The 11,786-nt window shown below is 62.6% G+C and carries 9 protein-coding genes; 6 read left to right on the forward strand and 3 right to left on the reverse strand.

Annotation, left to right across the window (positions count from 1 at the left end):
• Window positions 1-241 precede the first annotated feature (241 nt).
• Window positions 242-529 carry a hypothetical protein gene (locus FJ424_RS28355; protein ID WP_246677368.1) on the reverse strand — a complete coding sequence of 96 codons (288 nt, stop codon included), beginning with the start codon at window positions 527-529 and terminating at the stop codon, window positions 242-244.
• Window positions 530-724: 195 nt separating this feature from the next.
• Between FJ424_RS28355 and typA the strand changes: the two genes are divergently transcribed.
• The 5 genes from typA (at window position 725) to FJ424_RS28380 (ending at window position 5,658) form a co-directional block, all read left to right on the forward strand.
• Entirely contained in the window at window positions 725-2,554 is a 1,830-nt protein-coding gene (gene typA, locus FJ424_RS28360; protein WP_140647004.1) for a translational GTPase TypA, read from the forward strand.
• A 143-nt stretch (window positions 2,555-2,697) separates the two neighbouring features.
• Window positions 2,698-3,375, forward strand: a complete 678-nt coding sequence (locus FJ424_RS28365; RefSeq protein WP_140658953.1) for a hypothetical protein — start codon at window positions 2,698-2,700, stop codon at window positions 3,373-3,375.
• Window positions 3,372-4,487 carry an XRE family transcriptional regulator gene (locus tag FJ424_RS28370; protein ID WP_140658954.1) on the forward strand — a complete coding sequence of 372 codons (1,116 nt, stop codon included), beginning with the start codon at window positions 3,372-3,374 and terminating at the stop codon, window positions 4,485-4,487. The genes FJ424_RS28365 and FJ424_RS28370 overlap by 4 nt, the downstream gene beginning before the upstream one ends.
• A 133-nt stretch (window positions 4,488-4,620) precedes the next feature.
• Window positions 4,621-4,956, forward strand: a complete 336-nt coding sequence (locus FJ424_RS28375) for a hypothetical protein (protein ID WP_140658955.1) — start codon at window positions 4,621-4,623, stop codon at window positions 4,954-4,956.
• An 87-nt stretch (window positions 4,957-5,043) separates the two neighbouring features.
• Window positions 5,044-5,658, forward strand: coding sequence for a LysE family translocator (locus tag FJ424_RS28380; RefSeq protein ID WP_140647002.1), 615 nt, complete (start codon window positions 5,044-5,046; stop codon window positions 5,656-5,658).
• Window positions 5,659-5,720: 62 nt separating this feature from the next.
• On the opposite strand, the gene FJ424_RS28385 is transcribed toward FJ424_RS28380, so the two are convergent.
• A complete protein-coding gene (locus tag FJ424_RS28385) occupies window positions 5,721-6,044 on the reverse strand; it encodes a YciI family protein (RefSeq protein ID WP_140658956.1) in 324 nt (107 codons plus the stop codon).
• Window positions 6,045-6,213: 169 nt separating this feature from the next.
• On the reverse strand, window positions 6,214-6,777 hold the full coding sequence (locus FJ424_RS28390) for a peroxidase-related enzyme (RefSeq protein ID WP_140647000.1): 564 nt from the start codon (window positions 6,775-6,777) through the stop codon (window positions 6,214-6,216).
• 128 nt (window positions 6,778-6,905) lie between these two features.
• Here FJ424_RS28390 and FJ424_RS28395 point away from each other — a divergent pair, with 128 nt between their 5' ends.
• Window positions 6,906-11,675 (forward strand): NAD-glutamate dehydrogenase, encoded by a 4,770-nt coding sequence (locus FJ424_RS28395; RefSeq protein ID WP_140658957.1) that lies wholly within the window; start codon window positions 6,906-6,908, stop codon window positions 11,673-11,675.
• Window positions 11,676-11,786 lie beyond the last annotated feature (111 nt).

Here is an 11,786-nt window from a genome sequence, read left to right on the forward strand (position 1 = left end):
AGCCATCGCATCAAAAAATGCGCCTGGAACGACGACTATCTCATCAATGCGATCACTCATATGCGATAGCCCTGCCCTCAAGGGGGAGATCGGATTTCGCATCGGCTTTCGCTAATTTCCAACGCTGCAGGACTGGCGGCGGGATCAAAGCTGCTAATCTCCCCCCTTGAGGGGGAGATGCCCGGCAGGGCAGAGGGGGGCGCTGTCCCGCCAGCATTTGCCGTTTTCTGTGGCGGAAAGATCAATCCGGATAGCAAGCTCGCGGAACGTCCGGCCAGACCGCGGTGTCGCAGTTGGCATCCTTCTGGCGCTGCTTGAAGGCGGCGCTGACCGGGCCGGTGACGATCGGGTCGACGCCGTCGGGGGCGTCGGCGAACATCTGCTGTACTGTCCTGGCGTCGGGCGGTGCGATCGGGTCAGCTTCCCGCAGCGCGGCCGCCGACTGCGCGGCGCCTGCCGCTACAAGCACGCCAAGCGCCGCCCACACAAAAACCGGACGCAATCTGGGCATATGATCGGTCATGAACATCGAACTGTCCGGCCCCTCAAAGGTTCCGCCTTGGTTAACAGAATCATTTCACACCAAGACGTTTAAGAATCAGTGACCATCTATTTGGGATCGTCCCTCCCCTTTCGCAATTGCGAAAAACCTTGTATGAGCCGCGCAACCGAAAAAGGCGGCGCTTTTGGGCCTGCTGCCTGCAACGTTCCCGAGACCAGAAAAATGAACCTCCGCAATATCGCGATCATCGCGCACGTCGACCATGGCAAGACCACGCTGGTCGACCAACTTCTGAAACAGTCCGGCGCCTTCCGCGACAACCAGCGCGTCGCCGAGCGCGCCATGGATTCCAACGACCTCGAAAAGGAACGCGGCATCACGATCCTGGCCAAGGCGACCTCGGTCGACTGGCACGGCACCCGCATCAACATCGTCGACACGCCCGGACACGCCGATTTTGGCGGCGAGGTCGAGCGCATCCTGTCTATGGTGGATTCGGCGATCGTGCTCGTCGACGCCGCCGAAGGCCCGATGCCGCAGACCAAGTTCGTGGTCGGCAAGGCGCTCAAGGTGGGCCTGCGACCGATCGTCGTCATCAACAAGATCGACCGTCCGGACGCCCGCCACATCGAAGTGGTCAACGAGGTGTTCGACCTGTTCGCGGCCCTCGACGCCACCGACGAGCAGCTCGATTTCCCAATCCTCTATGGTTCTGGCCGTGACGGCTGGGTTTCGGAAAATCCCGAGGGCCCGAAGGACCAGGGTCTCGCCCCGCTGTTCGACCTGGTCGTCAAGCATGTGCCGGCACCGACCGTTCATCCCGGCCCGTTCCGCATGATCGGCACCATCCTCGAAGCCAACCCGTTCCTCGGCCGCATCATCACCGGCCGTATCGAGTCCGGCACGCTGAAGGCCAACCAGGCGGTCAAGGTGCTGCATCACGACGGCACGCAGATCGAAACCGGCCGCGTCTCCAAGATCCTCGCCTTCCGCGGTCTCGAGCGCCAGCCGATCGACGAAGCCCAGGCGGGCGACATCGTGGCCATCGCCGGCCTGTCGAAGGGCACCGTCGCCGACACGTTCTGCGACCCGGCGGTGAGCGAGCCGCTGCATGCGCAGCCGATCGACCCGCCGACCGTCACCATGTCCTTCCTGGTCAATGATTCGCCGCTTGCCGGCACCGAGGGCGACAAGGTGACCAGCCGCGTCATCCGCGACCGCCTGCTGCGCGAGGCCGAGGGCAATGTCGCGCTCAAGATCGAGGAATCGGCGGAGAAGGACTCCTTCTTCGTCTCCGGCCGCGGCGAGTTGCAGCTCGCCGTGCTGATCGAGACGATGCGCCGCGAAGGTTTCGAGCTTGCCGTGTCGCGTCCGCGCGTCGTCATGCAGAAGGGCGACGACGGCCAGCTGCTGGAGCCGGTCGAGGAAGTCGTCATCGACGTCGACGAGGAGCATGCCGGCGTCGTCGTGCAGAAGATGTCGGAACGCAAGGCCGAAATGGTCGAGCTGCGCCCGTCCGGCGGCAACCGCCAGCGCCTTGTCTTCCACGCACCGACGCGCGGCCTGATCGGCTACCAGTCCGAATTGTTGACCGACACGCGCGGCACCGCCGTGATGAACCGCCTGTTCTTCGCCTATGAGCCTTACAAGGGCGAGCTGCCCGGCCGCACCAACGGCGTGCTGATCTCCAACGAGCAGGGCGAATCCGTCGCCTATGCGATGTGGAACCTCGAAGACCGCGGCCCGATGATCATCGATCCGGGCGTCAAGGTCTATCAGGGCATGATCATCGGCGTTCATTCGCGCGACAACGACCTCGAAGTGAACGTGCTCAAGGGCAAGAAGCTCACCAACATCCGCGCCGCCGGCAAGGACGAGGCGGTGAAGCTGACGCCGCCGATCCGCATGACGCTGGAGCGGGCGCTGGCCTGGATCCAGGATGACGAGCTGGTCGAAGTGACGCCGAAGACCATTCGGCTGCGCAAGCTCTATCTCGATCCTAACGAGCGCAAGCGTTTCGAAAAGGCCGCCAAGGTGATGGGCGCGGCGTAAGCTTTCCACGGAAGCCAAAAAGGGGGAGCGGGTGCTCCCTCTTTTTGAAGGCTGCCGAAAGTCGGGAAAAACAAATAGTCTGCTAGACGCAGGACGGTAATTTTGGTAAGAGGGTATGCACCAGTCAGAACAGGACTTTTGCCATGCCCGACTACGTAGAAGCGCTTGATACTGCATTCCCCGAGCATACCTACGGCGACACAATTCGTGCATTGCGCGAGGGGGTTGCGCTCGGCGATGACGCCGTCAAAAGTCTTCCCTTCCTCGATACTCCTGTAGGGAAAGATTTCCGAGGCCTGATGCGCCGCGCGGGTGTGATGTTTCGTATCCACCAACTCTGTGAAGCCGGCGACCTTCCATTTGTCGCTGAGTTTACTCCCATGCCCATTGGTAGCTGGCACTGGCTGGAAATCCGCAGCGGCCAGTGTCGCGGTTTTTTGGTGAGAACCCCGGAAAAAGAAGCGTTTCCTGAGGACACGCCAAATCAGCAGGACAAGCGCCACTCAAACCAGATCGACATGTTCGACGACCCGAAGGTGGTCCATCTGCCTACGGCGAAGTTCTACACCGCGTGGCTTTGTTACGGGGCCACCAAGAATGGTGCGTTGAGCCATGCACTTTGGGGCCTACCGAGTGGGCAAGAAAGCGAAACCTGGCTAGCTCGAAAAGACGCGCTGAACGCCACGCGCACGGCGATTGTTAGACCTGAGGAGTCGAAAAGACCCAAAGTCAATCCGCGTGATGCAATGAAATTCCGGGAGGAAGTTCAGGAAGCACTTGAGCAGCAAAAAGACGATATCGAATCCGGCAAAGAGAAATGATCGGCGAGCAGCATAAGGTGATCCCGGAACGCATCCGGGAGGCGCGCGAATCGGCCGGGCTAACCGACGAACAATTCGCTGATGCGATTGGTGTCTCGCGCGGCGCTGTTGGACACTATGAAACCGGCTTGAGCACGCCAAGGGGCGAAGTGTTTGCCCGGATAATCGAGGTGACGGGACAGCCGCCCTCTTTTTTCACGACACCGAGAAACAGATCTGTATCGCGCTTCCGCATGCCTAACTGGCGCAGCTTGAAAAGGATGCAGCGGCCAGAGCGACTGCGTGTTGCCCGCCGACTCGAATGGGCCTTCGACATTACGTCCTATCTTGAGCGGTTCATCGAATTGCCACCCGTCCGTTTGCCCGAAATCGACTTCGATTATGAGGTGGACGATGATGACAAAATTGAAACTGTCGCAGAGGCGGTCCGCAAGCTTTGGGGGCTCGCTCAAGAGCCTGTAACCGATCTCACCGCCGTGCTGGAGTTCAATGGCTGCATCTTGATCGAGGAAGAAGTAAAGTGCGAGGACATGGATGCGGTTTCGCGCTGGCAGGGAGGGCGACCATATATCCTCTACTCTAGGGAAGTGCAGAGCACGTCGCGCACGCTTTTCAATCTTGCGCATGAACTTGGCCATATTGTGCTGCATGCGTCGGTCGAGGTGACAAGCAAGAACCTCGACCGGATCGAACGGCAAGCAAACCGCTTCGCTGGTGCGTTTTTGCTGCCAAGGTCCCAGTTCGCATCCGAGGTGGCCAGCACGTCCATCGATTATTTCTTAGCGATGAAACAACGCTGGCGGGTTGCCGTTGCCGCTATGGTCTACCGCTGCAAGGACCTCGAAATTCTAAACCCTGTTCAGGTCCAATATATCTGGAAACAGATGAACATACGGCGCATCCGCAAAAAGGAACCGCTGGACAACGCCTTCCATTTGCCGCCGCCGACCGTATTGGCGACAGGCATGCGAATGCTGATGGACCACGGCGTCCAGTCCAAGGCACAAGTTGTCGGCGCGCTATCACTCAACACCTTCGATATTGAGAGCCTGTCCGGCCTGCAGAGGGAAGAACTTCAGACAAAGGTCGTTCAATTGCGACTTTTAAAGTGAACCTTAACGCTTAGCATTAAGCATAAAGTTTCACATATTGGGAACGTGTACAATCTGGCACGCGCGGCCTATACAACCACGGTCAAGGAAAATGCAGAAATTTAACCCAACGGCGTCTCACTCGGAGAGAGCCGTGCAGGCATGGCAGATCCTCGTCGGGATGGCTAAGAACAGACAAACATCTACTTACAAAGGCCTGTCTGTGCTGATGTATGGTAAGCCTGCGGCGGGAGTTTTAGCACAAATACTTGGCCATATAGCGTTTTATTGCCATCAAAACGGCCTTCCGACACTCAACTCCATCGTGGTTGGAAAAATACGTGGGACGCCAGGCGACGAAATCCCGCTTGACCCTACAGACTTCGATAAGGAACGAGAGCGCGTCTATGCGCAGGACTGGTACGACATTTATCCGCCATCCTCTGCGGATTTTGCGAAGGCCTACGCGAAGGCCTTAATTTCTAACTGAGACACTACCGGCAGTCGGTTTGCTTTCGCCATCCCGGCGGTTGCGCTAGTCTCGTGGGCTAAAATTCTTCACCACATGAGGTCCGCCATGCATCTCGCCTCGCTGCTGATCTTCGCCGCCGCTTTGTTCGTCGCCGCCGGCTCGCCCGGCCCGTCGATCGCAGCACTCGTGGCGCGGGTGATCTCGAAGGGGTTCCGCGACGTCTTCCCGTTCCTGCTGGCGATGTGGATCGGTGAAGCCGTCTGGCTGTCGCTGGCGGTGTTCGGGCTCGCCGTCGTGGCGCAGACCTTCCACTACGCTTTCGTCGTCGTGAAATGGGTGGGCGTCGCCTATCTCGCCTATCTGGCGTTCAAGATGTGGACGGCGCCGGTCGAGGCGAAGGAAGGCGAGATGCCGCGCGAGGACTCGCCCTTGAAACTGTTCTTTGCCGGCATGGCGGTGACGCTCGGCAACCCGAAGATCATGATGTTCTATCTGGCGCTGCTGCCGACCATCATCGATCTCGCCTCGGTCAGCGTTGTCGGCTGGGTCGAGCTGACGCTGACCATGGCTATCGTGCTGGTGGTCATCGACCTCGCCTGGGTGCTGGCGGCATCGCAAGCGCGCCGGCTCTTGAAGAGCAAGCGCGCCATGAAGATCGCCAACCGCGTCAGCGCCACGACCATGGCGGGCGCGGCCGCGGCAATCGCGGCGCGTTCCTAATGCATGTCGCCCAAAAGTGCACCCCGGTTTTGGGATAACGACATGCATCAAACGCTTAGGCGCTACATCATCTCGATGATCGGCGCGATCTCGACGCTGAAGGCTGGGTCCATCAGGATCGGGCAATCCTTTGCCTTGGCGACGGCGTCGTCGATGTCTCTGGCTTCGACGATGGTGTAGCCGGCGGTCGGATTGCTGCCGCCATTGTTCTCGATCTTGCCGCTTGGCAGCACCGTCTTCGACATGCCGACCGGATTGCCGCCGTCGACCACGGCCGAGCCGAGCCTGTCGTACCAGCCGGTCCAGGCATCCATAGCCGCTTTGCGTTCGGCTTCGTCGGTCGGCATCTTGCCGGAGCCGTGATAGACATAGAGAAATTTCGCCATGTTCTCCTCCCTTGTCGGCGGCGTCGAACCGGCATGCGGCCACGCCGCTTGCGATTATGCGGCTGCGCCGCAGTCCTGGATATGCGGCTACGCCGCAATCCTGATCATCGGACCAAATGGCGGGATGGGCAACGAAAAATTCGATATTGCTAATGTAAAGCCGCGGCCGCTACCGCGCCATGGCGTGGTATTCCGGGTTGGGCCGCATGTCGACCGCGGCGGCCACCCGGTTCGACATGTTGAAGAAGGCGGCGGTCGAGGCGATGTCCCAGATATCGCGATCGGTGAAGCCGGCCTGGCGCAAGGCGGCGCGGTCGGCCTCGACAATCGTGGCCGGCTCCTCGGTCAGCTTGACCGCGAATTCGAGCATCGCTGTCTGTTTCGGCGACAGCTCGGCGGCGCGGAAATTCATCACCATCATCTCGCCGAGCGCCGGTTCGCCCGACAGCTGGCGCACTGCCGCGCCATGCGCGGTCAGGCAATAGAAGCAGTGGTTGATCGAGGAGACGACCACGGCGATCATCTCGCGCTCCAGCTTCGAAAGACCGGAATCGCCCAGCATCAGATCGTTGTACATGTCGGTGAAGGCGCGCAGCTTCTTCTCGTCGAAGGCGTAGGCGGTGAGCACGTTGGGTACGAGGCCGAGCTTCTCCCGACATTTGTCGAAATAGGCTTTCGTCGCCTCGCTGAGCTCCGCCTGGACAAGGTCGAGCGCGGTTATTTTGCCGGTCATGGTCGTTCTCCTCGCGCGGCGATGGCGTCGGTTCGAATTTTTTAAAGCGTCGTCAAACCTTTGTCGCCAAACCGCAGTCATCTGGCTACCATAGTCGCAAAAGCATGCCACGGGAGGCAATAAGCGTCATGGCCAGCGTGAAATCCAAGCCGAAGAAGAAAGCCGCCGCCGCGAAAGCGGAGGAGAAACCCGCAAGGCTTGCCGACTATCTGCTGGCACGGGCGCCCGCCGAGGACATCGCGTCCTATGACGTGGCCGACCTCGAACGCGCCGGCGAGCTCGCCGCCCAAGCGGTCGCCAGCCACAGGAAAGGCGAAAGCGTCGTCGCCGTCGAAGCCGATTCGGGCGTCGCCTGCGACGGCCGGCCGGTCACGGTCATCACCGTCGTCAACGACAACATGCCGTTCCTGTTCGATTCCATCCTCGGCGAGATCACCGAGATCAGCGGCGAGCCGACGCTGGTCACCCATCCGATCGTCACCGTCCGCCACGGCAAGGATGGCGTGGTCGAGGTGCTTGGCGATGGCGGCAAGGAGGATGACGACAGGCTGAGTGTCGTCCATGTCCACATTCCAAGGCTGAACGCCGAGCAGGCCAAGAGCCTCACCGAGCGGCTGCGCAAGATGCTTTCCCAGGTCCGGGCGGCCGTCGCCGACTGGAAGCGCATGCTTGCCCGCCTCGACCAGGCGATTTCCGAATTCCGCTATTCGGCGGTGCCGCTCGACAAGAAGAGCGTCGCCGAGGCGATCGCCTTCCTAGAATGGCTGCGCGACGACAATTTCACCTTCCTCGGCATGCGCGAGTTCAAATATACCGGCGGCGAGGAAAGCGGCTCGCTGGAGCGCGCCGAGAAGCCGGGCCTCGGCATCCTTTCGGATCCCGATGTGCTGGTGTTGCGGCGCGGCACCGAGGCGGTGACGACGACGCCGGAGATCCGCGCCTTCCTGCACGGGCCGGAGCCGCTGATCGTCACCAAGGCCAACGCCAAGTCGTCGGTGCATCGCCGCATCTATCTCGATTACATCGGCATCAAGACCTACACGGCGAAAGGCGCGCTCGCGGGCGAGCTGCGCATCGTCGGCCTGTTCACCTCGACCGCCTACACGCGCTCGGTGATGAAGATCCCCTATCTGCGCTCCAAGGCCGAGACCGTGATCTCGAAATCCGGTTTCGATCCGCACGATCATTCCGGCAAGGCGCTGATCAACATCCTGGAAAGCTATCCGCGCGACGAGCTGTTCCAGGTTCCCATTCCCATCCTGCGCAAGCACGCGGTCGCCATACTCGGGCTGATCGAGCGGCCGCGCGTGCGGGCGCTGGTGCGCGTCGACCAGTTCGACCGCTTCGTCTCGATCATCGTTTTCGTGCCGCGCGACCGCTACGACAGTGTCGTGCGCGAGAAGGTCGGCAGCTATCTCAAGACGGCGTTCGAAGGCCGGTTGTCGGCCTATTACCCGGCCTTTCCGGAAGGCGGACTGGCGCGCGTGCATTTCATCATCGGCCGTTCCGGCGGCAAGACGCCGAAGGTCGAGCAGTCGACGATCGAGGCGGCGATCCGCGACATCGTGCGCACCTGGGAGGACGCGCTGTCCGAAGCCGCGGAAGCGGCCGGCAGCGATCCGGCGCTGAAGGCAATCGCGGCGCGGTTCCCCGAAAGCTATCGCGACTCCTTCTCGGCCGCCGTGGCGTTGGCCGATGCCGGGCGCATTGCGAAGATCAGCGCCGTCAATCCGATCGCCATCGACTATTACCGCCATGCCGACCAGAAGCCGCAACAGGCGGCTTTGAAAATCTATCATTTCGGCAGCCCGGTGGCGCTGTCGCGGCGCGTGCCGGTGCTGGAAAACATCGGCTTCCGCGTCATCAGCGAGCGCACTTTCGAGGTCGGCGACGATCCGGCCGACCGGGTGTTCATCCACGACATGGAGTTGGAGAACAGCTACGGCGCGCGAATAGACCTTGCCGATGGCGGCGCGCTGTTCGAGGACGCGTTCCTGTCGGTCTGGCGTGGCGATGTCGACAATGACGGCTATAACGGCTTGGCCCAGACCGCCGGCCTGTGGTCGGGCGAGATCACCATTCTGCGCGCCTATGGCCGCTATCTGCAGCAGGCCGGTATTCCGCAGAGCCAGGATTTCATCGCCGCGGCGCTCAACCGTTATCCGGAGATCGCGCGCGGCCTGCATGCGCTGTTCGTCGCACGGCTCGGGCCGGCGGCGGAGGGCGATGGCGCGGTCGCCGCCAAGCACCTCAAGGCCAAGATCAAGGACGCGCTGGAAGAGGTGCCCAATATCGATGACGACACGATCATCCGCCGCTATCTGAACCTCATCGAAGCCTCGCTGCGCACCAATCATTTCGTAGCCGATACGAAAGAGAAAGGGCAGTCGCTGGCCATCAAGCTCGACTCCCAGGCGGTCGAGGGCCTGCCGGCGCCGCGGCCATGGCGCGAAATCTTCGTCTACGGCTCCGAGGTCGAGGGCGTGCATCTGCGCTTCGGTCCGGTGGCGCGGGGCGGCCTGCGCTGGTCGGACCGCGCCCAGGATTACCGCACCGAGGTGCTGGGCCTGGTGAAGGCGCAGCAGGTGAAGAACGCGGTCATCGTGCCGGTCGGCGCCAAGGGCGGCTTCTACCCGAAGAAGCTGCCGATGAGCGCCGGGCGCGACGCCATCTTCGAGGCCGGGACCTCGGCCTACAAGAATTTCGTCTCCAGCCTGCTCTCGATCACCGACAATATCGGCGTCGACGGCGTCATCCCGCCGGCCGGCGTGGTGCGGCGCGATCCTGACGATCCCTATTTCGTCGTCGCCGCCGACAAGGGCACCGCGACCTTCTCCGATACCGCCAACGCCATTTCCGAGAAGCACCATTTCTGGCTGGACGATGCTTTCGCCAGCGGCGGTTCGGCCGGCTACGACCACAAGAAGATGGGCATCACCGCCAAGGGCGCCTGGGAAGCGGTGAAGCGGCATTTCCGCGAGATCAACCGGGACATCCAGACCTCGCCCTTCAGCGTGGTGGGCGTCGGCGACATGTCGGGCGACGTGTTCGGCAACGGCATGCTCTTGTCGCCGCAGACCAGGCTGATCGCCGCCTTTGACCATCGCGACATCTTCATCGACCCCGATCCGGACATGGCCGCATCGATGGCCGAGCGGGTGCGCATGTTCGCGCTGCCGCGCTCGTCGTGGCAGGACTACGACAAGTCGAAGCTGTCGGAAGGCGGCGTCATCGTCTCGCGCAACCAGAAATCGATCACGCTGCCGCCGGTGGCCGCCGCCGCCATCGGCCTCGCCAAGACGACGGCGACGCCGGTCGAGATCATGAACGCCATCCTCAAGGCGCCGGTCGACCTTCTGTGGTTCGGCGGCATCGGCACTTATGTGCGGGCTTCAGGCGAGAGCAACCAGGATGTCGGCGACCGGGCAAACGACGCTGTCCGGGTCACCGCGCTCGATGTCCGGGCGAAAGTCATCGGCGAAGGCGCCAATCTCGGCGTCACGCAGCGGGCGCGCATCGAGTTCGGCCTGAATGGCGGCCGCTGCAATTCGGACGCCATCGACAATTCGGGCGGCGTCAACTGCTCCGACGTCGAGGTCAACATCAAGATCGCGCTGGCTTCCGCCATGCGCAAGGGCTCGCTGACGCGGCCGGCGCGCAACAAGCTGCTCGCCGAGATGACCGACGAGGTGGGCGCGCTGGTGCTCTCCAACAACTACCAGCAGACGCTGGCGCTCTCGCTGGCGCGCAAGCGCGGCCTTGCCGACATCGCGCACCAGGCCCGTTTCATGACGGCGCTGGAATCGCGCGGCCTGCTCGACCGCGCGGTCGAGACGCTGCCTTCGCCGGCGGCGCTTGCCGAACGCGAGGCACGCGGCGAGCCGCTGACCAGGGCCGAACTCGGCGTGCTGCTCGCCTATGCCAAGATCGTGCTGTTCTCCGACATCGTCGCCAGCGACGTGCCGGACGAGCAACATTTCGACCGCGACCTGATGGGCTATTTCCCGGAACGCATGGCGAAGAAATTCGCCGGCGAGATCCGCGACCACCGGCTGCGGCGCGAGATCATCGCGCGCGTCGTCGCCAACGATCTGGTCAATCGCGGCGGGCCGTCCTTCGTCAGCCGGCTGCAGGAAGCGACCGGCCGCACGGCGGCCGATGTCGTGCGCACCTTCGCGGTGATCCGCGACGGCTTCGCGCTGCCGGCGCTCTACAAGGAGATCGACGCGCTCGATAACCAGATCGACGGCCAGATCCAGCTCGATCTCTATCAGTCGGTCAGCCGGCTTATCTTCGTGACCAGCGGCTGGTCACTGAAGAACGAAGTGGGCTCCGCGCCGCTGGGGCAGCGCATCGCCGAATTGCAGGATGCGCGCAAGGCGCTCGAACCGAAGCTGGCGTCGCTGCTGCCGGCCTTCTCGCGCGAGCGTATCGAGGAGCGGCGACACGGCCTGTTCAAGGGCGGCGCGCCGGAAGAACTCGCCGGGCAGCTCGCTCTGACCGAAGTGGCCGAGCTGATCCCGGATGTCGCGCTCACCGCGCGCACGGCCAATGCCGACATCGTCAGCGCGGCCAAGGCGTTCTTCGCCGTCAGCGATGCCTTCCGCATCCCGCGCGTCGAGGAGGCCGCGCGCTCGATCATGCCGCCCGACTATTACGACCAGCTGGCGCTGTCGCGCGCGACCGACACAATCGGCGTGGCGCGACGCGGCATCGCGGTGGCGGCGCTCACCGCGCACGGCACGGCGGCGGATCCGGTCGGGGCATGGCTCGAGGCCGGCGGCGAACGCGTCGCGCGCATCCGCGAGCGGCTGCAGGCGCTGACCGAAGGCGGCGACATCACCGTGTCGCGGCTCTCGGTGGCGTCCGGCCTGATGAGCGACCTGACGGGGATGTGAAGTTCCTCGCCCCTGCCAAAGCGGCTGGTCTTTGGCGATAGCGCGCATGGCAGCTTGGCGCTTGCGTTATCCTATGCTGCGCTGGTCGACCCCCCACTCCGTCTCGGCTTC

Source organism: Mesorhizobium sp. B3-1-8 (assembly GCF_006439495.1).
Classification (GTDB): Bacteria; Pseudomonadota; Alphaproteobacteria; order Rhizobiales; family Rhizobiaceae; genus Mesorhizobium.